19 protein-coding genes are annotated in these 21,411 nt (G+C 52.8%); 3 read left to right on the top strand and 16 right to left on the bottom strand.

All coding sequences use genetic code 11. The annotated features are described in order from the left end of the window. Positions 1-16: 16 nt before the first annotated feature. From BFP89_RS16070 to BFP89_RS16025, 10 genes are all read right to left on the bottom strand, one after another. A complete protein-coding gene (locus tag BFP89_RS16070) occupies positions 17-874 on the bottom strand; it encodes a dTDP-4-dehydrorhamnose reductase family protein (protein ID WP_065886423.1) in 858 nt (285 codons plus the stop codon). 9 nt (positions 875-883) lie between these two features. Continuing rightward, complete coding sequence (locus BFP89_RS16065; RefSeq protein WP_065886422.1) at positions 884-2,122, bottom strand: glycosyltransferase family 4 protein; 1,239 nt, start codon at positions 2,120-2,122, stop codon at positions 884-886. Between the two features lies 1 nt (position 2,123). After that, entirely contained in the window at positions 2,124-3,335 is a 1,212-nt protein-coding gene (locus BFP89_RS16060; RefSeq protein WP_065886421.1) for a glycosyltransferase family 4 protein, read from the bottom strand. A 17-nt stretch (positions 3,336-3,352) separates the two neighbouring features. After that, positions 3,353-4,468, bottom strand: coding sequence for an EpsG family protein (locus tag BFP89_RS16055; RefSeq protein ID WP_065886420.1), 1,116 nt, complete (start codon positions 4,466-4,468; stop codon positions 3,353-3,355). Next, a complete protein-coding gene (locus tag BFP89_RS16050; RefSeq protein ID WP_065886419.1) occupies positions 4,468-5,748 on the bottom strand; it encodes an O-antigen translocase in 1,281 nt (426 codons plus the stop codon). Before BFP89_RS16050 ends, BFP89_RS16055 begins: the two co-directional genes overlap by 1 nt. Then, complete coding sequence (gene rffA / locus BFP89_RS16045; RefSeq protein ID WP_065886463.1) at positions 5,732-6,877, bottom strand: dTDP-4-amino-4,6-dideoxygalactose transaminase; 1,146 nt, start codon at positions 6,875-6,877, stop codon at positions 5,732-5,734. The genes BFP89_RS16050 and rffA overlap by 17 nt, the downstream gene beginning before the upstream one ends. Positions 6,878-7,322: 445 nt before the next feature. After that, positions 7,323-8,597: a Wzz/FepE/Etk N-terminal domain-containing protein gene (locus BFP89_RS16040; RefSeq protein ID WP_065886418.1), complete on the bottom strand. Its 1,275-nt coding sequence runs from the start codon at positions 8,595-8,597 to the stop codon at positions 7,323-7,325. A gap of 449 nt (positions 8,598-9,046) precedes the next feature. Beyond that, positions 9,047-9,286: a lipopolysaccharide assembly protein LapA domain-containing protein gene (locus tag BFP89_RS16035; RefSeq protein WP_065886417.1), complete on the bottom strand. Its 240-nt coding sequence runs from the start codon at positions 9,284-9,286 to the stop codon at positions 9,047-9,049. Positions 9,287-9,306: 20 nt separating this feature from the next. Further along, on the bottom strand, positions 9,307-9,603 hold the full coding sequence (gene ihfB / locus BFP89_RS16030; RefSeq protein ID WP_065886416.1) for an integration host factor subunit beta: 297 nt from the start codon (positions 9,601-9,603) through the stop codon (positions 9,307-9,309). Between the two features lie 131 nt (positions 9,604-9,734). Further along, on the bottom strand, positions 9,735-10,019 hold the full coding sequence (locus BFP89_RS16025) for a hypothetical protein (RefSeq protein ID WP_065886415.1): 285 nt from the start codon (positions 10,017-10,019) through the stop codon (positions 9,735-9,737). 472 nt (positions 10,020-10,491) lie between these two features. On the opposite strand from BFP89_RS16025, the gene BFP89_RS16020 reads away from it, so the two are divergent. From BFP89_RS16020 to BFP89_RS29740, 3 genes are read left to right on the top strand one after another with little or no spacing between them, the layout of a single operon-like run. Next, the gene (locus tag BFP89_RS16020; protein ID WP_065886414.1) at positions 10,492-11,739 is read left to right on the top strand and encodes a hypothetical protein; all 1,248 of its coding nucleotides are present in this window, start codon (positions 10,492-10,494) and stop codon (positions 11,737-11,739) included. 39 nt (positions 11,740-11,778) lie between these two features. Then, the gene (locus BFP89_RS16015) at positions 11,779-12,786 is read left to right on the top strand and encodes a glycosyltransferase family 2 protein (protein ID WP_083208076.1); all 1,008 of its coding nucleotides are present in this window, start codon (positions 11,779-11,781) and stop codon (positions 12,784-12,786) included. Continuing rightward, positions 12,783-13,196 carry a GtrA family protein gene (locus tag BFP89_RS29740; RefSeq protein WP_083208075.1) on the top strand — a complete coding sequence of 138 codons (414 nt, stop codon included), beginning with the start codon at positions 12,783-12,785 and terminating at the stop codon, positions 13,194-13,196. Before BFP89_RS16015 ends, BFP89_RS29740 begins: the two co-directional genes overlap by 4 nt. Before the next feature lie 137 nt (positions 13,197-13,333). Here the strand turns inward: BFP89_RS29740 and rpsA are convergent, their stop codons facing one another. From rpsA to serC, 6 genes are all read right to left on the bottom strand, one after another. After that, positions 13,334-15,019: a 30S ribosomal protein S1 gene (gene rpsA, locus BFP89_RS16005; protein ID WP_065886412.1), complete on the bottom strand. Its 1,686-nt coding sequence runs from the start codon at positions 15,017-15,019 to the stop codon at positions 13,334-13,336. Positions 15,020-15,138: 119 nt separating this feature from the next. Continuing rightward, entirely contained in the window at positions 15,139-15,828 is a 690-nt protein-coding gene (gene cmk / locus BFP89_RS16000; RefSeq protein ID WP_012722932.1) for a (d)CMP kinase, read from the bottom strand. Beyond that, complete coding sequence (locus tag BFP89_RS15995; protein WP_065886411.1) at positions 15,825-18,071, bottom strand: bifunctional prephenate dehydrogenase/3-phosphoshikimate 1-carboxyvinyltransferase; 2,247 nt, start codon at positions 18,069-18,071, stop codon at positions 15,825-15,827. Before BFP89_RS15995 ends, cmk begins: the two co-directional genes overlap by 4 nt. Next, positions 18,064-19,176 (bottom strand): histidinol-phosphate transaminase, encoded by a 1,113-nt coding sequence (hisC, locus tag BFP89_RS15990; RefSeq protein WP_065886410.1) that lies wholly within the window; start codon positions 19,174-19,176, stop codon positions 18,064-18,066. The genes BFP89_RS15995 and hisC overlap by 8 nt, the downstream gene beginning before the upstream one ends. A gap of 9 nt (positions 19,177-19,185) precedes the next feature. Continuing rightward, a complete protein-coding gene (gene pheA, locus BFP89_RS15985; protein ID WP_053132458.1) occupies positions 19,186-20,280 on the bottom strand; it encodes a prephenate dehydratase in 1,095 nt (364 codons plus the stop codon). Next, positions 20,280-21,365 (bottom strand): 3-phosphoserine/phosphohydroxythreonine transaminase, encoded by a 1,086-nt coding sequence (serC, locus tag BFP89_RS15980; protein ID WP_065886409.1) that lies wholly within the window; start codon positions 21,363-21,365, stop codon positions 20,280-20,282. The genes pheA and serC overlap by 1 nt, the downstream gene beginning before the upstream one ends. Between the last annotated feature and the right edge of the window lie 46 nt (positions 21,366-21,411).

The raw sequence follows: 21,411 nt of genomic DNA, 5'->3' as shown, positions 1-21,411 counted from the left end.
CTGTAAAATCTCCTAATTATCGCTGAGCGCGCATAAATTGAATAAGGTCTGGCCAAGCAGGCGGAACGTAGCCCACAGCCTGGCGGAATCGCGTAGAGTCCAGAGACCGATCAATAGCTAGATGGTCATCCGGCACAATGTCGATTTTCTTTTCATAAATCTTCGCGATTTCATTCAGCAACGTGAATTTATCGATAGGCTCAGCGGAAACATGATAGAGACCGAACAGCTGCGGATTGGGAATCACGAAATCGGTAATGATGCGAGCGAGTTCTGAGGTCGGCACACCCGAAAATATGGCTTTCGTAAAACCTTTTACGGCACCTTCCTGGGAAAGGAACCAGTCAACCAGCGAAGCACTGCTTGCCAGCTCATGGCCGATGATTGAGGTGCGCAAGGTGATGGCGTGAGGTTGGTCTTGAACTTCACCAATAAACTTGGACTTTCCGTACAAGTCGACCGCGTCTGAAATATCAGACTCCAAATACATTCCCTTCTCGCCTGTAAAGACGCAGTCGGTACTGACATGGACAAGCCGGGCACCAATAAGCGCGCACAACTTCGACAGGCGATGCGGCAGCATCGAGTTGAGCGGCAACGTCGACAGCGGGTCCTTGGCCTGGGCTAACTGCTTGATCAAGCCCACGCAGTTGATAACGACATCCGGACGTGCCTGCTCGAAGACACCGACCAAGGCTTCGTAGTCCAGGACATCAACATCGGAATAGAAGTTTTCTGCGTACTTCTCGTCGAAGTACTTACGCCCCCCTCTACCACGCATGGTGCCAAACACACTATGTGAGGTATGGCTGGCGATGTACTTGAAAACAGCACTTCCGAGCATCCCTGTCACACCCAGCACTAAAATTTTCATATTGGATCTCTAGGTATTTTTAATTCGATCTTGAATAATTTCGACCAACCGGTGGCATTGGCTTTTCATTTCGTAATTATCACAGAAAAAGCGATACCCTGCGGCCCCGTAGGCGCTTCTTTTTTCGGGCTCGCTGCGATAAATTTCTTCGATGTTACTCGCCAGCGCAGCCGCGTCACCTGCGGGAGAGCAAAGGCCGGCGCCCGCCAACTGCACGACTCTCGCACCCTCGCCGTCAAGGGCGGCCAAGATGGGCTTGCCTGCTGCCATATAGGCCTGGACTTTGCTGGGAATGGTCAGGGTGAATATTTCGTCCTTTTTGAGCGTCACCAACAGGACTTCACTCTTGGAGAATAATTCCGGCATTGATTCAGATGGCAAACGCCCCACCAACTCCAGGTTGTGCAGCGCATGCAGACGCTTTTGCTCATTCATCCATTCAAGACGGCTACCACTGCCAACCACCACGATCTTGCAACCAAGGTGAGTCAGGGCTTTCGCCGCATCGACGATAGTTTCCAAAGATTGCGCAAATCCGAGATTACCAGCAAACACGATGCAAAAATTGGAGGTTAACAGCTGATTGATTTCATCAGGTAAAACACTGACGGCGCCTGCTGGCGGCGCGGGTGACAGCCGATAGGAGTTGGGATAATAAACAAGCTTGCTTCTGTCCACATACTTTTCGGCAGACGATATAAATGCTTCAGACTGTACCAATACGGTATCTGCCTTGGCATATATGAACCGAACCAGCACACCCACCGCCTTCAGCGCCCAGTGGTTCTTTATAAACCCGGTTGCTTTCAGCGTTTCGGGCCACAAATCCTGCACCCAGATCATCAGGTGCGCATTCGTAGAGCGTTTCAATACGATTGCGGGGATCGCAGCAGTGATGGGAGACACGGCGAACACAATGATAGCGTCGAATTTTTTTCCCGCATTTTGCTTTGGAAAATGCTTGATGCCATTAACTACAAATGACAGGTAGTTAAGGACCAGATTCTTGGCACCGCCTGCACGACGTGGCCTTAACGGTGCACGATGGACCTTTATCGAGTCTTTATAAAGGTGCTCGCTGCACGAATCGCTCTCATAGCCTTCGTAGGTATTACCGTCCGGATAATTAGGTTGTCCCGTAAATACTTCTACGGTATGGCCAAGCGACGCCAGCTCTTCAACAATATCATTGATGATAAAGCTCTCAGGATAAAAATACTGAGTAACGATTGCTATAGTTAGAGACATGTCAGTTCACACTATCGAATCTGGATTTGAGCGCTTTAGGCCCCAAAAAAATCACAGATTTAATGAATGAAACCATCGCAACCCACCGGTTAATTTTAATATCGAAACGAGGGGCGCGATTGGATTTCTCTACAAACTGAGCAGAGGTTTCCAGTATGTCAAAAAGCTTGGCCTTCGTACGGTGACGCTCGGAAACCTGCATGTACTCGGAAGGGCTCATCGCGTGCAGCGCTGCAATGGTATCAAAAATCCCTACGCGGTTGGTGGTCGCGGACTCTTCGTTATAGGAATATCCCACAACGTCCGAAAACAGACCACACGTGAGCGGTTTCTCAATCGACTCAATGCCGACGACAGAGGGAATACCAGCCGCCGAGGCTTCGATGATCGTCGTCCCCGACCCTACAAAGCAAAATGCCCCATCCAGGATAGAAGGCAGTTCGGCGTAATCTACCTCACCACAAAAATGCACGTGGGCCTCAACGCCGTGCGACCGAGCCAAGGCAACCAGCGCGCTGCGCTCAGGGCCATCGCCATATATGAAGTACTCAAAATCGGCGAGTTTGCGAAGCTCAGCCAGCTGCGAGATGACATGGCGATTGTAGATCTTGAAGTCAACCAAACGACCAACGGAAACTATACGCAAGGATGATTGGAGCGGCTGGCGAGCACTGTAGCTTTCAAAAGAAATACCCAACGGTAGAATATCCAGGCTCGACACATCGGAACCACTGAATTCCGCAGCCATTTCAGCCGTTCTTTCGTTAGGAAATAATGTGAGGTGGACGTTGCGATCATACAACTCCAGCATTTTTTTCCTGAAATAGATATTACGACCGCGCCACCAACTTATCTCCCTGGAGTGATAAATGCCGACACTGACCGATTTAAAATTCAACTGATCTTTGTTTAAATAAACATACGCCAACGTCAGCAGATCTACCGCATGAACAATATCGTAAACAGTTGTATCTGTTTTTGCCGGCATCAACGCGTTGATCCAACTGGACGCAGACAAAAACGGAACATGCTCTACAATATTAATTGTCGCGTGTTGGGAAAGTTCGGCGAACAGGCCCTTATCATACTTATCGGACAGTAAAGTCACGCTAATGGAGTGCCCGGACAGCTTGAGATACTTGGCCAATCTGACCACGTACGTCTCAACCCCGCCCATAGCGAGCCCTCCCATTACAAACAATATACTTTTCATACACCCTCAACCATAATCTATAAGAAATCGAAGAACACTTGGGACCCACCTGACCACCCTGAATTGCTATTGAGGTTCAGGTACAAAGTAGCAAAGGTGTAAGCCGCCACTAGCAAAAAGCCTATTTTTTTGCCGCACACCTGCACAGCGATCATGGGGATCAGCACGTACTCAAACATCGAAATACTTGCGTAGCCCCGACCGGCGAGGATTGCGAAATCGCCCAACACAATACGTAAAAAGGCCGCACAATAAAAAACACAGAAAATCAGATTGAAACTCTGATATCGATTTTCCAACTTTTTCCAAAATACAAGGCCTGCGATGACAACCAGCAAGTTCTTAATGTTCACCATGTCAAAAAGCGGCAATGAGTAGCTGTACATATCGGCATTGAGGTACAGTTCGATTTTATCGCCTACAAAACCGAAGAGTGCCATCTGACGCAGCACAGCTTTAAGGTCAATGGCCGCAGCGATCGCCAGCAGAACAGCACTGACTAAAAGATATAAACTGCGTTTCGGCCGAAAAAAATACAGCCCCACTGGCACAATGAAAAGCACCGACGACACATGAACTAACGTCGCGACAACGATCAGCATCGTCATCACTTTGTACTTTCGTTGATCCAGATAAGTTGCTGCCAGGAATAGCAAACCAGATGCCAGACCCAGCCGTATTGCATTGAGTTCCTTTGCCAGATAAAAATGCGTGAAGTAAACCAGCACTGCCAGCGCAAAATAAGGAGAAAAATACCTGATACTGCGAACGTTTAACGTAACCGCAATTAACGAGCTGAAACCGAATAGTACAGCTGAGTTTTTGCCGAGTGCCGCCAATACTGACAGGAACATAAAAAAGCCGAATTCGACATTAAACGTCCCGTAGCTATAATCGCAATATACGTTCTGGCAATCCAATACCGACGGTATCTGATAGAGCATCTCAAGATACGCGGCATCATCGCTGCCAACCCCAACTGCTCTGAACGTAGCCAAAAAAACAAGCGGAATGGCCATCAGCACAGAAATTACTATCGCTGGTAGTTTTCTATCACTTAACGTATCAAATGCCGCCACGAGCACTAAAAAGCCATAGGCCAAGTACAACGGGAGAGTAAATTCAAATTCCATTATCTTCGCGCCCAGCAGGCAAAGCCGATGATAGAAACGACAAAAAATATGATGTAAGCCATCATGTAGGCGTACATTACGCCATAAATACCGCCGATATTTTTTCCAAGCGAAAATGTGAGTCCAACAAAAAGCAGCGCCTGAACAACTTCAGACAATATATATAACTTGGTCGCTGCCTTGGCCACTGCCACGAAACCGATCACGTATGCTGAAACCTTGAAAAAATCGCCCACCAATTGAAAAATTATATAACTTTCCAACTCATGAAACTCGGAGGACAGCAGCAGCGGGATGAAGAAATGCCGACCAAAATAAAGCACACTCCCACCGATAAGAAAGCCGCCCATTACCAGCGACATAAACTTTATAACTTGACGTGTTATCGCCTTCTTTTCTCGCGTCGCCGATATAAGGGGCATGTAGTAGGACGCCAAGAAGACGCTAAAAAAGCCAATATAAGCACTTGAGAGCTTTATACTTCCTTGCCATATCCCTGCCTCTCTGTAGCCCACGTCCGTGATCAGCGATTCCCTGATAACAATTTCCACAACGGGAAACATGACCGCACTCACCAGCAGCATCAACCCGAATCTGGTAAACCCTTTTCCTATTTCAACATCAAACTTTCGCCACTTGAGCATTCTGAGCAGCGGCATGCCCTTGACAAAAAATAAAGACACAGTGATCGGCATGACAAAAATCGCAAGCATTGCAATCGCCGCACCTGGCATTTTATAGCTTGAAATCAAAAACCATATCAATGGAAGTGCCAGGATGTTTGAAACAACCTGCACCAGCGCATTCACATTTAGTTTACCGAGCCCATTGAAGAAACCGGAAAATAGAATATTGAACGCGAATGCAACCTGCGCGATTGCAAGGCACAGGATCACCCAGTAGAAGCGAGCCTCTCCAAACACCAGGACCGATATCTTCTCGGCAAATGAAAACAAGGCCACCAAGACAAGTATGGAGGCCCCCAGGGCATAGAATACCGAGGTAGAAAACAGCCTGTTCAGTTTGAACTTGCTGTCCTTGAACTCGGCTACATATTTGATGACACCGTGCCCTAATCCCCCCCCCGCCAACAAGACCGCGATGGAGACCAGGCTCATAAAGTGCCCTAATTTCCCTAGGCCATCTGCACCCAAATACAAGGCAATCAGCTTAAGAACGCAGAAACCTACCAGGATTTTTGATGCTTGAGCGGCGCTCGTAAAAAAAGCGCCCGCCAGCAGTCCCGCCCTTTTCTCGTTTAATTTACCGACCGGCGGCATTAACTGCACCTATAACAGAATCAATGACGTGCTGAATTTCAACGTCTGACATCCCGTACCAGATCGGCAGGCGAAGGAGGCGCTCACTTTCCTTAGTGGTAAAACGATCTTCACCATTAAAACGTCCCAACAGAATACCCGCCGGTGCGCTGTGCAGAGGCACATAATGAAAAACCCCTCCCACGCCGGAGGCGTTCAGGTGCTTAAGCACTGCTGTACGAGCGACGATGTCCTTGACCTTGATGTAAAACATGTGCGCGTTAGCCACACAGTTCTCAGGAACTGACGGCGTTTCGATTAGTTCGGCATCGACTAGATCTTTAAAAGCAGCATTGTAGCGATTCCACACATTGCATCGGAACTCGTTGATTGCATCCGCCCGTTCCAATTGACCGAATAGATAGGCCGCTTGAAGTTCACCAGGCAGGTAACTGCTGCCAATATCCACCCACGTATACTTATCGATCATCCCTCTGAAAAACTGGCTACGGTTAGTGCCCTTTTCACGGATAATTTCAGCGCGCCCGATAAAGCGCTCGTCGTTGATAAGTAGCAAGCCACCCTCGCCACCGCTGGTATAGTTTTTTGTCTCATGAAAACTATAAGCAGCCAGATGACCAATAGTGCCCAACTTGCGCCCTTTATAGGTGGACATCATGCCCTGCGCCGCATCCTCGACAACAAACAATTCATGTCGATGTGCTATGTCCATGATGGTGTCCATTTCACACGCCACGCCTGCGTAATGAACTGGCACGATGACCTTGGTTTTTTTCGTAATGGCCGCTTCAATCAATGTTTCATCAATATTCATAGTATCGGGACGAATATCGACAAATACAATTTTTGCCCCGCGCAGCACGAAGGCATTAGCGGTACTTACAAATGTGTAGCTGGGCATGATCACTTCATCACCCGGCTGTATATCGACCAGTATTGCCGCCATTTCAAGGGCTTGGGTGCAAGAGGGCGTCAATAATGCCTTTTTGCAAGAAAAAGTTTCTTCGAACCAGCGCTGGCAACTTATCGTGAAGTCTCCATCCCCTGACATCTTCGCGCTGCGCATAGCGCGAGTGACATATTGATCCTCATTACCGGTATAAGGCGGCTTATTGAATGGAACTTTCATCGAACTCACCATAAATTCTTTATTAACGTTGCCTGAAATGACAAAACAACGTATTTCGCGAAAAATCGCCTATCCCATTTATCAGCGTTATAAATGCTGGATCGGCCGCTGTTTTCACATTTTTACCAAGCTTCTTGAAGCCTGTCTGAGCCAGCTGCTTGTTTGATAAGCCATAACCTCTCCACACCTCGCCAATACTGTCAGCAACCTTACGCACGATTCCGCAGCCGGACGCTGCTGACAGGCGCTTCAAAATGTATAGGCAATTTTAAACTTGTTTTTCCTGGCGCAATAGCATAATCGCCTGTGGTGACCAAACAAATCAGTCGAATCTCAGGCCCGTTACAGATAGAGAGCGATTAGCCATCACCCACCGCAACTGAGGGCCGCATTTTTGCAGGTGCTTGCTAGCCCGCCTAGCAAGGTGTGCTCCAGGAGTCACCCCTTACGCAAGCCTTTTGGAGCGAAAAACACTGGAGAACAACACGAGGGCAATACCGAGAACCAAACCTGCAATAATGCCACCTATAATAATGAGCGACTTCTTGGGCTTTATTGCGCTCAACGGCTCCATAGCGGCTCGGTCGATAGCCACTAACTTTATGCGACTCATATCGATATTCAAATTACGCAAACGCGCCATTTCCGCTCTCAGCGGCTCAACCCCGGCCAGGAAAATATCTTCGTTTTCGCGACGATTGAGTACTTCAACTTGCCGATTGGTCTGAAGCAGCTGGAGCTCTTTGGCGATTTGGGCGATACGCGCCTCAGCGAAGTCATCGGAGTTTCGTTGATTGAGTGCCCGCTTTTCTGCCTCGAGCGCCTCTACCCCCATGAAATAAAGAGGTATCTGCTGGTTGTTCACTTCAGTGCGCATCACGCTGTTCGAGCTTGCGCGCTCAGCGTCTCCCAACGAAGAAGGCGTCGTCGGTTTGTTAATGCCCAGTGATTTGGCGATACCGATTGCCTCAGACAGTTGCGACATGCGATCGGTACGCAATGTTTTCAACTGGGCACGTAAGGCCTTCAATTCATCCAACAGTTGTGCGCGCTTCAGATTATCGGCTTCAAGTAATGAAGCTATCTTTGCTTCCTTGTCGGTTTCATAACTGGCTCGTGCAGCGTTAAACTTACCGGTGATTTCGTTAAGCCGGTTTTTTACAATGACATCCATATCGGCGGCTATTTGCTTACGCTCGCTGGCAATTGCATACTGAACGAAGTCGTTCAGAATTTTTACACCATCAACGCCTTGCGGATAATTCATTTCAAGCTTGATGTATGCGCTCAGCGACTCAGCTTTTTTCAAGTCCGGCACGATCAAATTGATCGAATTACGGTTGAACTCTTCAAAGCTCTGCTCAAGGGTACGTCCTGGACGCTCAAACTCGCTAAAGAGTTGCTGATTAGCTCTGAAAAAATTCAAGCGAGTTTCATAAGACTCAAGGGAAGCCCCAACTTTTAAAAGCGCTTCACTCGGTGGCAGCTTGTAAACTTCTGAGCGATTTAACGCATCCAGTTCATTGATTGCGGCAGGCCTTAGAACACTGCTCACCTGATATTCAGGAGTCGCCAGGAATGCGTACGCCGCTGCGAGCAGCGCCACGCCTGCAGTGGTTATCAGGACTGTTTTTTTCTGTCGCCAGACGATTTGAGATAGCGCAAAGAGGTCGACTTCACCAGTCGAGGGCACAGGGGGGGCGCGGAAGCTACTACTCACAACAAAAACCTGCCTTCAATGAGAAACTGCGGGCTCGTTATGCAGACTATCTTGCGTGATTTTTCCATCAACCGCCCAACGAGACCCAGCTTCGCTGCCTGGCCTTGAGCGCACAAAATGACTGTTCTCGAGAATATGTTGCATTTTGCCATCTCTTCGCTACATTGCAAGACTTGACAAGTCAATGAGACGCTTCCGGCCTGCGCGTAGGATATTTCCGCAGAGCTAGCAGCGCGCAACCGCTCCCCTTAAATACTGTCATTATCATTAATCGAAAAATGGATTCGACCCGCAGTCGCTACCAAAAAAGCTGCCGCTTTGAATTCTGATATTCATTTATAGGGTGTACATCAGCGCTTTCCATGTGAAAAACGACCAGGTGGATCCGACAAACGGCAAACCGCTCCCGTCACGGGTCATCTTGTCTCTCTGAACGGAGCAGATCCAGGTCACGCCGCCGGCATCTTTCTTCGGCTCTGCCTTGGCTTGAAAAGGAGGAACAGCACTGGGCCCAGTAACATTCCGAATATCAGTGCCAGCGTAACGAATACTGAAACAGGCAGCGTGGCGGAGGACCACCCCAAGAACGAAAGCGAAGCTGACTGTTGGTTTTCAAGCACAAAGCCTACGATTGCGAGAGCAACGATCGAAGCAATGATGACAGTGAAAATACGCTTGAACTGACGCATAACATACTCCTGGCAAACAATCAGATGCCCTCTTCCTCATCTTCATTTACCCGGTCGCGCAACTCTTTACCGGGTTTGAAATGAGGAACGAACTTCCCGTCAAGACTGACGGACTGGCCAGTCTTGGGGTTACGCCCTACTCGCGGTGCACGGTAATGCAGCGAAAAGCTACCGAAGCCGCGGATTTCTATACGATCCCCAGTGGCCAGGCACTGGGACATTTGCTCAAGCATAGTCTTGATAGCCAACTCGACATCCTTGGATGAGAGCAGCCCTTGATGGGTGACAATTCGTTCGATCAACTCCGACTTCGTCATATTTTTCCCTTCTTTTTCAAGCAGCTAGGAAAATCGCTTCGAAGGTTTTAGCATGACCTGAGGATTTTGAACAGCCCATGTATTAACTTATCTGCCTGTCTACTCCAGGACGGCCGTAAACGCCCAAATCTTCAATTACAGATCACCAGCATAGTGCGCGTAAGCGCGCCAGCCGGGTTCCAACCGAACGGATAGTCTTCGGCGTCATCCTTGGCTTCACTGGACCGGGCGATGACCTTGTAACCCCGCGCTTTGCACTCACGCATCGCACGCGCATCGCACTTTTCCCATTTATTTCCCAGACCCGAGCAGTCGATCTCAATACCGCTGCCGCCCCGCATCGCATGAGTCTTGGCGCTGGTAGCGGAGCAGCCTGTAAGCGTCAGCACTGCCAGCACTACAATAAACATGTTCATTCAACCCCTTATTGAATCGGCAATGTGGAACAGTTAAAGACTATAGCCAGTTGTGACCTTGAGACGTACGCGTTAGTTCTAGGTATTTGATTCACTTGATTTCAGAACTGACAGAAAGCGCCGGGTCGGTCATTGCCCGGTCTCTATATCATTCATACAACGCTTCGAAGCGCCCTCTCCGCCCCCGCGTCTCGACGGCGCGCGCATCCCGATTCGTGCGTGACAAATCCACCACACACAGGATGACGATAGACAGTCGTAAGCCGCGTTACATGCGAATCGACATCGCCTATGCATGCACGGACATCCCGTAACCTTCGGAAGATCAGCGCAGCAGCGCCGCTAACGCCATCGGGTAGCAAGCCCTTACGATGAGAAGCCAGCAAAAAGCGCACCTGCATCGCTCAGAAGGTATAATTCAAGCTAATCCGGTCCGAATTTTCACAATGAACGCCAAAGGGATGCAGCAGCAATGACGTTATTTAAACCTGCTAAACCAATTAAAAAAAATAGCAGGGTAAACGATAAAACCATATCCGACGCGCCCCATTCAAAGTACCCCACTCAATTAGTGGCTTATGCAATACTCTTGGGAATTTGCACTCTATTATTTGAGCCTCTTATCAGCACTCTGTCTGCAAACGCGTACGACTATGTGACCCATTTGAAGTGGGCAGCCGACATGGAGAATGGTCAAAAACTGATACTGCCTCACCCGCTATATCATCTGCTGGCCATCTTCACCAAAAAAACATTTGCCATCAGCTACCCTCAGTCGTCAACACTGGTCATAGTACTTTCAATATTTTTCCTTGCTGCTTTAAATTACAACATCTTGAAAATATATACGTCCACGTTGACCGCTATATTTTTCTCGATCTGCCTGCTCATCATTACGCCTTTACAACTTTTCTTCGCTATTGATCAGCATCTTTACTTTGGCTACATAGGAATAAGCATTTATCACAGCCCTACCATGCTGCTGCTCAAGCCTCTATCGCTCCTGGCATTCTGTTATACACTCAAGTCAGTAGACAACCCGCAACACAACACGCTAACCAACGGGCTCGCACTTGCTTTAGCCTTGTTTCTCAGTGGGATTTCAAAGCCAAGCTTCTTGATGATCGTGCTCCCCGCCTTTGTACTTTTTCTGCTGATCACCCGCCAACTCAAGTCAGCACTTATGAGCAAGTATATCTATCTCGCGTTTTTTCTTCCCATCGTCGGTTTGCTAGGCCTGCAGTTTTTTCAAACGTTTTTCTTCCAAGATCTCTCCCAAGGCACCGGCACTCCTGAAAGCCATATTGTTGTTCTACCCTTCGAGACCATGGCTCACTATTCGGACTTCCTATTTCCGAAGCTGATTTTATCGATAGCGTTTCCGCTGCTGACTTTTTTATTCTACCCAAGAGTTTTCATACAAGACAAAGCGGTCGTTTTTTCCTGCTGCTGCCTGTTGATGGGTTTGGTGCTGACCTATCTCTTCGCAGAAAGCGGGTCGAGAATGTACGATGGAAACTTCTGGTGGAGTGGGCAAATAGGGCTCTATCTGGTATTCCTCTTCTCTGTCGCCTTTTTATTTAAAAACAGACAACATCTGACGATTCGCAACGTAGACAAAGTAAAGTACTCACTCTGCCTCACGCTGTTTTTCTTGCATGCACTTTTTGGAATATTTTTTTACAAGCAAGAGCTTTTTTTCAATGCGAAATTTTGGTAACCGCTTGCCTACCCCACACACCAACAAGACCAAAATATTATGCCCGCAAAATTGACGCTACCTCATATCTCGGTGATCGTTCCCGTTTACAAAGCCGAAAACTCACTTGACGAACTTTACTTGCGCCTAAAATCCGCCCTCGAGGAAATCTCATTCGATTTCGAAATCGTATTGATAGAAGACTGCGGGGGTGATCGCTCATGGCAAATGATAGAGCGCCTCGCCGAGGCAGACCCAAGAGTACGTGGCATCCAGTTGAGTCGAAATTTTGGCCAGCACTATGGAATCACGGCAGGCCTGGATGCTTGCCGAGGCAAATGGGTCGTTGTGATGGATTGCGACCTTCAGGATCGCCCTGAGGAAATCCCTCGTCTCTATGACAAGGCGCAAGAAGGTTACGATATTGTTTTGGCCTTGAGAGGCAAACGAAGTGATCCGCTTCTTAAGAGATTCACCTCTTGGCTGTTCTACAAAACCTTCAGCTATCTGGCTGACTTTGAATATAATGGCGATAGCGGAAACTTTCGTATCATGTCGCGAAAGGTAGTCGATAACGTCTGCCAGATGCGTGAGCAACTTCGATTTTTTGGCGCACTGGTTCATTGGACAGGCTTTTCCAGCACCGGGATCGAAGTCTTGCATGCAGAACGCTTGGACGGGAAAAGTACCTATACATTTTCAAAGCTCTGGAACCTGGCAATGGAGACAATAATTGCCTACTCAGACAAACCACTTCGGCTTGCAGTAAAGCTAGGCTTCGCCATGGCGGCATTGGCATTTATCTATGGGGCATACCTCATTTTCACCACAATGCTACACGGAGCCGTTGTACAGGGCTGGACCAGCCTCATGGTTTCTACATTCTTTATTGGTGGCATTGTCATTTCCATCCAGGGCATTGTTGGCATATATGTCGGTAAAACCTTTGACCAGACAAAAAATCGCCCCTTGTATATTGTAGGACGAAAAACATACGATTTATCTGAAGACACATTTGGCGCACACACACAAACATCTCGATCTACATCAAGCCTCGAAAAAGAATGAAGGCCAAAATGAGCTTTTTTGCCTCACCCGCTTTTTCACAGTTGATCCGCTATGGCATTGTTGGTCTGACCAATAACGCCCTGCTTTATCTGGGCTACTTATTGCTCGTGTATTGCGGAAGTGGTGAAAAGCTGGCGATGACGCTGATTTATATAATAGGTGTTCTCACCAGTTATACGTTCAATTACAGATGGACGTTTTCCCAGCGAAAGAATCGAGGCGCCTTGATTCGATACATACAGATGCATTTAACCGGGTATCTCATAAACTTTATACTTCTGTATCTACTTGTCGACAAGTTACTTTACCCTCATCAACTTGTTCAGATTTTTGCAATCATAGTTGTCGCATTTTTTGGGTTTTTTACATGCAAGTACTTCGTCTTTCGTGAACAATCGGTTCGCGAATAAATCTATCTTTCAAGCAAGCGTGCCAGCGCTATTCACTGAAGTGCTACTGGATTACAAACTTCAAGCCTCATCAGACTGAACCAACAGGCACAAAAAAGGGCGACCGAAGTCGCCCTTTTTCTACAGCCTTACAGAACTTAGTTCTGCTTAGCCATTGCTTCGCGCAGCAGGGAGGCCATGGTGGTCTCGCCAGTTGCAGCTGCCGGAGTTTCTTTCAGACTCTGGATAGCTTCTTTCTCTTCCACTTCGTCTTTCGACTTGATGGAGAGTTGGATTACGCGGCTCTTGCGGTCAACGCTGATGATCTTGGCTTCTACTTCCTGGCCTTCTTTCAGAACGTTGCGCGCGTCTTCAACGCGGTCACGGCTGATTTCGGAGGCTTTCAGAGTCGCTTCGATATCGTCGGCCAGAGTGATGATGGCGCCTTTGGCGTCAACTTCTTTCACTGTACCTTTAACGATGGCGCCTTTGTCGTTCTCTTGTACGTACTCGGAGAACGGATCGCTTTCCAGTTGCTTGATACCCAGGGAGATGCGCTCGCGCTCTGGGTCAACCGACAGGATAACGGTGTCCAGCTCGTCGCCCTTCTTGAAACGACGAACAGCTTCTTCGCCAACTTCGTTCCAGGAGATGTCGGACAGGTGAACCAGGCCGTCGATGCCGCCGTCCAGACCAATGAAGATACCGAAATCGGTGATCGACTTGATGGTGCCGGAGATCTTATCGCCCTTGTTGAACTGGCCAGAGAAATCTTCCCATGGGTTAGATTTGCACTGCTTGATGCCCAGGGAGATACGACGACGCTCTTCGTCGATGTCCAGAACCATAACTTCCACTTCGTCGCCGACTTGTACGACTTTCGAAGGGTGGATGTTCTTGTTGGTCCAGTCCATTTCGGAAACGTGTACCAGGCCTTCCACGCCTTCTTCCAGCTCAGCGAAGCAGCCGTAATCGGTCAGGTTGGTAACACGCGCGGTCACGCGGGTGCTTTCTGGGTAACGGGCTTTGATAGCGACCCATGGATCTTCACCCAGTTGCTTCAGGCCCAGGGAAACACGGTTGCGTTCGCGATCGTATTTCAGAACCTTGACATCGATCTCGTCGCCAACGTTGACGATTTCCGATGGATGCTTGATACGCTTCCAAGCCATGTCGGTAATGTGCAGCAGGCCATCGACGCCACCCAGATCGACGAATGCGCCGTAATCGGTGAGGTTCTTGACGATACCTTTGACTTGTTGGCCTTCCTGCAGGGATTCCAGCAGAGCTTCACGCTCGGCGGAGTTCTCTGCTTCCAGGACGCTGCGACGGGAAACGACAACGTTGTTGCGTTTCTGGTCGAGCTTGATGACCTTGAATTCGAGTTCCTTGCCTTCCAGGTGCGTGGTGTCGCGCACAGGACGAACGTCGACCAAAGAACCTGGCAGGAACGCACGGATGCCGTTAACGTCGACAGTGAAGCCGCCTTTAACCTTACCGTTGATAACGCCCTTGACCACTTCTTCAGCTGCGAAGGCTGCTTCGAGAACAATCCAGCATTCAGCGCGCTTGGCTTTTTCACGGGACAGCTTGGTTTCACCGAAACCGTCTTCAACCGAGTCCAGAGCAACGTGAACTTCGTCACCGACATTGATTGTCAGATCACCAGCATCGTTGTAGAACTGTTCCAGCGGGATCAGAGCTTCAGACTTCAGACCAGCGTGAACGGTTACCCAGCGAGCTTGGTAATCGATATCAACGATAACACCGGTGATGATGGAGCCTGCCTGAAGGTTCAGGGTTTTTAGGCTTTCTTCAAAGAGTTCCGCAAAGCTTTCGCTCATTTTAATTCCTGTTGATAAGGGCGAAGAATACGCCCATCTCCACACCCCAGACGGTATGGGTCAGTTTCAATTAGAAGAAGCACCACAGGACTATGACTGGTCCCCTGCAGCCTTCTTGGTCACCCGGCGATATCGCGAATGGCGATCTCGCTCATGATGCGTTCCAGCACCTGCTCGATGGACAACTCCGTGGAATCCAGCTGTATGGCGTCAGCCGCCGGCTTGAGCGGGGCTACCGCACGCTGGGTATCACGCTCATCGCGTGCACGGATCTCATCTAGCAGACTCGACAGACTAACACCATCGACTTTGCCCTTCAACTGCAAGTAACGGCGGCGAGCACGTTCCTCGGCGCTGGCGGTCAGGAAAATTTTCAGCGGTGCCTCTGGAAACACCACCGTGCCCATGTCACGGCCGTCGGCGACCAGGCCCGGCGGCTCCTGAAACGCGCGCTGGCGCTGCAGCAATGCATCACGCACGGCGGGCAACGCGGCAACCTGGGAGGCCCAGGAACCGACTTGCTCGTTACGCAGGTCGTCGGTCACGTCGTCGCCTTCGAGGATGATCCGCTGGGGATGACCTTCCGTCGCGCCGACGAACTGGACGTCAAGGTGTGCCGCCAGCAGCTTCAGGGATTCTTCGTTGGTCAGGTCGACGCCATGGTTGCGCGCAGCGAAGGCCAGCAGGCGATACAGCGCGCCGGAATCGAGCAGGCACCAGCCCAGACGCTTGGCCAGAATGCCGGCGATCGTGCCTTTGCCCGAGCCGCTTGGCCCATCGATGGTAATCACCGGTGCTTTGATATTCACAATTGAGCCTCTTGGGCTACACGCATGCCGACATGGGCACACAGTGTAAGAAAGTTCGGAAAAGATGTAGCGACGTTGGCGCAGTCACGGATACGAATCGGCGCCGCCGCTCGCAACGACGCCACGCTCAATGCCATGGCGATGCGGTGATCGCCATGGGCATGCACGTCGCCGCCGCCTATCGGGCCGCCATCAATGATAATCCCATCAGATGTCGGTTCACACTTCACACCCAGCGCCAACAGACCGTCGGCCATGACCTGGATGCGATCGGATTCCTTCACCCGCAGCTCCTCGGCACCGCGCAACACGGTGCGCCCCTCGGCGCAGGCGGCGGCGACGAACAGCACGGGAAATTCATCGATCGCCAGCGGCACCAGCGCTTCGGGAATCTCGATGCCTTTGAGCACAGCGGCGCGTACACGCAAGTCGGCCACCGGTTCGCCACCCACTTCACGCGGGTTTTCCAGGGTAATGTCCGCGCCCATCAGGCGCAGAATATCGATCACCCCGGTGCGGGTCGGATTGATACCGACATGCTCGAGCAACAACTCGGAACCCTCGGCAATCGTGGCCGCCACCAGGAAAAATGCCGAGGAGGAAATATCCCCCGGCACTTCTATATGGGTAGCGGTCAACGTATGCCCGGACTCGACCGACGCCGTCGCGCCCTCCACGGTCACCGGGTAACCAAAACCGCGCAGCATGCGCTCGGTGTGGTCGCGGGTCGGTGCAGGCTCGGTCACTGCGGTTTTGCCTTCGGCATACAGTCCGGCCAGCAACACACAGGATTTCACCTGGGCACTGGCCATCGGCAGTACATAATTGATGCCTTTGAGTGCCTGGCCACCGCGTATGGTCAGCGGCGGGCACCCTTGCGGCCCGGTCTCGATCAGTGCACCCATGTCCCGCAACGGCTTGGCCACGCGGCTCATCGGGCGCCTGGACAGCGACGCATCGCCCGTCAGCACGCTGTCGAAGCGCTGCGCCGCCAGCAACCCGGACAGCAGGCGCATGGACGTGCCGGAATTGCCCAGGTAGATCGGCCCCGGCGCCGGTTTCAAGCCATGCAAGCCTACGCCATGAATCGTCACGCGCCCGTGGTGCGGCCCTTCAATCACCACGCCCATGTCGCGAAATGCCTGCAAGGTCGCCAGGGCGTCCTCACCTTCAAGGAAGCCTTCCACTTCGGTCACGCCATCAGCCAATGAGCCCAGCATGATCGAGCGATGGGAGATCGACTTGTCACCCGGCACCCGAATGCGCCCGCTCAAGCGGCCACCTGGACGGGCGATGAAGGTCAGTTCGTCGGCATCCACTGCGGTTTCCATATAGGCGCGCCGCGCCAGGATCTTGCTGAAGTGTTCACGCGCCACCCGCGCACGGGTGAACACGCCCAAGAGTTGATGGCCATCGCCCGCATCCACGGCGTCGCGCAAGGCGTCGAGGTCGCTGCGGAAAGTGTCCAGGGTACGCAACACCGCTTCACGATTGGCGAGGAAGATGTCGTGCCACATCACCGGGTCGCTGCCGGCAATCCGCGTGAAGTCGCGGAAGCCGCCGGCGGCATAGCGGAAAATCTCCAGGTTCTCGTTGCGCTTGGCCAATGAATCCACCAGGCCGAATGCCAACAGATGGGGCAGATGGCTGGTCGCCGCCAGCACTTCGTCGTGACGCTCGACCTGCATATGCTCCACATCCGCCCCCAACTCGCGCCACAACCGGTCCACCACGGCCAAGGCCGCAGGATCGGTCTGCGCAAGCGGCGTCAGGATCACTTTGTGCCGGCGAAACAGCTGGGCGTTGGACGCTTCCACCCCACTCTGCTCGGAGCCGGCAATCGGATGGCCGGGCACGAAACGCGGCGGCATTTCACCAAACGCCAGTTGCGCCGCGCGCACCACGTTGCCCTTGGCGCTGCCGACATCCGTGAGGATCGCGCCGCCCAAATCCAGGCCGGCCAAAAACGCCAACAGCTTTTCCATGGCCAGGATCGGCACGGCCAGTTGGATCACGTCGGCGCCCTGGCACGCGATGGCCAGGTCCGCCTCGCAGCGATCCACCACCCCCAGCTCCACCGCCAGCTTGCGCGATTGCGGGTCCAGGTCCACGCCAACCACTTCGCCGCACAGGCCGCTCTCGCGCAGGCCCTTGGCGAAGGATCCACCGATCAACCCAAGACCGACCACCACCAGGCGACCAATCTTAGGCACAGCAGGTTGCAGTGCAGTGAAATCAACCACGGGCCAGAACCTTGGCCAACGCCTCCAGGAAGCGACTGTTCTCAGCCGGCAAACCGATGGTGACGCGCAGGTGATTGGGCATGCCGTAATTGGCCACCGGGCGCACGATCACGCCTTCGCGCAGCAAACCCTGGAAGACCGGGGCGGCTACCTGGCCGAGGTCGACGCAGATAAAGTTGCCCCTGGACGCAATCCAGCCCAGGCCCAACTCGCGAAAACCGTCCTGCAATTGCTGCATGCCGCGCTCGTTGAGGCGACGGCTTTCCTCGAGGTAATCGGCATCGTTCAACGCCGCGCAGGCCGCCGCCAGGGCCAGGCTGTTGACGTTGAACGGTTGGCGCACACGGTTCAGCACATCGGCGACTACCGCGCTGGACAAGCCATAGCCAACCCGCAGCGACGCCAGGCCGTAGGCCTTGGAGAAGGTGCGCGACACCAGCAGGTTCGGATAGGCCGCCAGGAAGGCCAGGCCATCCGGCAGGTCGCTGCCTTCGGCGTACTCGATATAAGCCTCGTCCAGCACCACGAGGACGTGCGCGGGCACGTCCTGCAGGAATTCGTTCAAGGCCTGCTGATCGAACCAGGTGCCCGTCGGGTTATTCGGGTTGGCGATAAACACTACGCGGGTTTGCGCATCGATTGCGGCCAGCATTGCCGGCAGATCGTGGCCCCAGTCCTTTGCCGGAATCACCCGCGCATCGGCGCCTACGGCCTGGGTGACGATCGGGTAGACCGCAAATGCATGCTCACTGAACACCGCGTTCAGGCCCGGTGCCAGGTAGGCCCGGCCGACCAGCTCGAGGATGTCGTTGGAGCCGTTGCCCAGGGTCACCTGGTTCAGCTCGACCCGACACTTTTGCGCCAGCAACGACTTGAGGGCAAAGCCGTTGCCGTCGGGATAACGGGTCAGCTCCGCCAACTCTTCCCGAATCGCCGCCAACACTTTGGGGCTCGGGCCCAGCGGGTTTTCGTTACTCGCCAGCTTGACGATTCTGGATGGGTCCAGATTCAACTCACGCGCCAACTCGTCCACAGGCTTGCCCGGAACGTAAGGCGAGAGTTGTTGCACGCCCGGCTGCGCCAGGGCGAGGAAGTTGCCACTCATGTCAAAGCCTCACAAAACCGCTTTCGGGTAAGAGCCCAGCACCTTGAGTGCCACGGCCTCCTGGCTGATTTTCTCCAGCACACCTTTGACCAGTGGGTCGCGGTGATGCCCGATGAAGTCGATAAAGAACACGTAGGTCCATTTACCACTGCGCGAAGGACGCGTCTCGATGCGCGTCAGGTCAATCCCGTTGTCGTGGAACGGCACCAGCAGTTCATGCAGCGCGCCGGGCTTGTTGCTCATGGAGACGATGATGGAGGTCTTGTCGTCGCCGGTGGGCGGCACTTCCTGGCTGCCGATCATCAGGAAACGTGTGGAGTTGTCCGGACGGTCCTCGATTTTCTCGGCCAGGCGCGTGAGCCCGTACAGGCCCGCCGCCATATCGCCGGCAATCGCCGCCGAGTTCCACTCGCCCTTGACCCGCTTGGCCGCCTCGGCATTGCTGGAGACCGCCACGCGCTCGACGTTCGGGTAATGCGCATCCAGCCACTTGCGGCACTGGGCCAGGGACTGGGCGTGGGAATAGATACGGCTGATGCTGTCGGTCTTGGTGCTCTCGCCTACCAGCAGATGGTGGTGGATACGCAGTTCGACTTCGCCACAGATCACCATGTCGTGCTCGAGGAAGCTGTCCAGCGTGTGGTTGACCGCGCCTTCGGTGGAGTTTTCCACCGGCACCACGCCAAAATTCACCGCACCGGCCGCCACTTCGCGGAACACTTCGTCGATCGCCGCCATTGGCTTGCTGATCACGGCATGGCCGAAATGTTTCATGGCCGCCGCTTGGGTGAAGGTGCCTTCCGGGCCGAGGTACGCCACTTTCAGCGGCTGCTCCAGCGCCAGGCACGAGGACATGATTTCACGGAACAACCGCGCCATCTCTTCGTTGCCCAGCGGCCCCTTGTTGCGCTCCATCACGCGCTTGAGCACCTGAGCCTCGCGCTCGGGCCGGTAGAACACCGGCACCTCGCCTTCCGCCAGGGACGCCATTTTCACCCGGGCCACTTCCTGGGCGCAGCGTGCGCGCTCGCTGATCAGCTCGAGGACTTTCTCGTCCAGGCTGTCGATGCGTACGCGCAGGGCCTTGAGTTCTTGCTCAGACATTAGCCGTGTTCCTTTTCGAACTCTGCCATGTAGGCAACCAGCGCGTTGATGGCGTGGATGTCGACGGCGTTGTAGATGGAGGCGCGCATGCCACCGACCGAACGGTGACCCTTGAGGTTCAGCAGGCCGCGCTCGTCGGCACCGGCCAGGAACGGCTTGTCCAGGCGGTCGTCAGCCAGGCGGAATGGCACGTTCATCCATGAGCGATTGGCGAGGTTGATCGGGTTGCTGTACAGGCCGCTGGCGTCGATGAAGTCGTACAGGGTGCGCTTCTTCACTTCGTTGAGCTTGCCCATGGCAGCCACGCCGCCCTGCTCCTTGAGCCATTCGAACACCAGGCCGGACAGGTACCAGGCGAATGCCGGCGGGGTGTTGTACATCGAGCCATTATCGGCCGCGACCTTGTAGTTGAGCATGGTCGGGCACACCGAGCGCGCGCGGCCGAGCAGGTCTTCGCGGATGATGTTGACCAGGATGCCGCTCGGGCCGATGTTTTTCTGCGCGCCGGCGTAGATCATGCCGTACCGGGACACGTCGATTGGACGCGAGAGGATGTCCGAGGACATGTCGCACACCAGCGGGACGTCGCCCACTTGCGGCACCCAGTCGAATTGCAGGCCGCCGATGGTTTCATTGGCGACGTAGTGCACGTAGGCCGCATCCTTGGACAGTTTCCATTCGTTCTGACCAGGAATGGCGAAGTAGTCATAAGGCTTGGCGGTGCCTGCCACATTGACATGACCGTAGCGGGAGGCTTCTTCAATGGCCTTCTGACCCCAGATACCGGTGTCGATATAGTCGGCCGTGCCGCCTTCGGGCAGCAGGTTCAGCGGGATCTGGGCGAACTGCTGGCTCGCGCCGCCCTGCAGGAACAGCACTTTGTAGTGGGAGGGGATGTCCAGCAAGTCGCGCAGATCCTGCTCGGCCTTGGTGGCAATGGACACGAACTCATCGCTGCGATGGCTCATTTCCATCACGGAGAGGCCTTTTCCATGCCAGTCGAGGAGTTCAGCCTGCGCGCGCTGCAGGACTGCTTCAGGAAGCGCCGCGGGACCGGCACAGAAGTTATAGGCTCTCTTGCTCACATCCAATCTCTCTGATCTGGTGGGACTGAAATCAAACACTGCAGGG

This window comes from Pseudomonas sp. 31 R 17, assembly GCF_900004915.1.
GTDB classification, from domain to species: Bacteria; Pseudomonadota; Gammaproteobacteria; order Pseudomonadales; family Pseudomonadaceae; genus Aquipseudomonas; species Aquipseudomonas orientalis_A.
This window is presented reverse-complemented; position numbering and strand designations above follow the sequence as displayed.

Coding starts and splice junctions, on each gene's coding strand:
- BFP89_RS16035 (WP_065886417.1), bottom strand. CDS start 9,286: ATGCGTCAGTTCAAGCGTATTTTCACTGTCATCATTGCTTCGATCGTT.
- BFP89_RS16055 (WP_065886420.1), bottom strand. CDS start 4,468: ATGGAATTTGAATTTACTCTCCCGTTGTACTTGGCCTATGGCTTTTTA.
- BFP89_RS16050 (WP_065886419.1), bottom strand. CDS start 5,748: ATGCCGCCGGTCGGTAAATTAAACGAGAAAAGGGCGGGACTGCTGGCG.
- rpsA (WP_065886412.1), bottom strand. CDS start 15,019: ATGAGCGAAAGCTTTGCGGAACTCTTTGAAGAAAGCCTAAAAACCCTG.
- hisC (WP_065886410.1), bottom strand. CDS start 19,176: ATGAGTGGCAACTTCCTCGCCCTGGCGCAGCCGGGCGTGCAACAACTC.
- BFP89_RS16025 (WP_065886415.1), bottom strand. CDS start 10,019: ATGAACATGTTTATTGTAGTGCTGGCAGTGCTGACGCTTACAGGCTGC.
- BFP89_RS16060 (WP_065886421.1), bottom strand. CDS start 3,335: ATGAAAAGTATATTGTTTGTAATGGGAGGGCTCGCTATGGGCGGGGTT.
- BFP89_RS16015 (WP_083208076.1), top strand. CDS start 11,779: ATGCCCGCAAAATTGACGCTACCTCATATCTCGGTGATCGTTCCCGTT.
- ihfB (WP_065886416.1), bottom strand. CDS start 9,603: ATGACGAAGTCGGAGTTGATCGAACGAATTGTCACCCATCAAGGGCTG.
- BFP89_RS16020 (WP_065886414.1), top strand. CDS start 10,492: ATGACGTTATTTAAACCTGCTAAACCAATTAAAAAAAATAGCAGGGTA.
- BFP89_RS16070 (WP_065886423.1), bottom strand. CDS start 874: ATGAAAATTTTAGTGCTGGGTGTGACAGGGATGCTCGGAAGTGCTGTT.
- rffA (WP_065886463.1), bottom strand. CDS start 6,877: ATGAAAGTTCCATTCAATAAGCCGCCTTATACCGGTAATGAGGATCAA.
- pheA (WP_053132458.1), bottom strand. CDS start 20,280: ATGTCTGAGCAAGAACTCAAGGCCCTGCGCGTACGCATCGACAGCCTG.
- BFP89_RS29740 (WP_083208075.1), top strand. CDS start 12,783: ATGAAGGCCAAAATGAGCTTTTTTGCCTCACCCGCTTTTTCACAGTTG.
- BFP89_RS16065 (WP_065886422.1), bottom strand. CDS start 2,122: ATGTCTCTAACTATAGCAATCGTTACTCAGTATTTTTATCCTGAGAGC.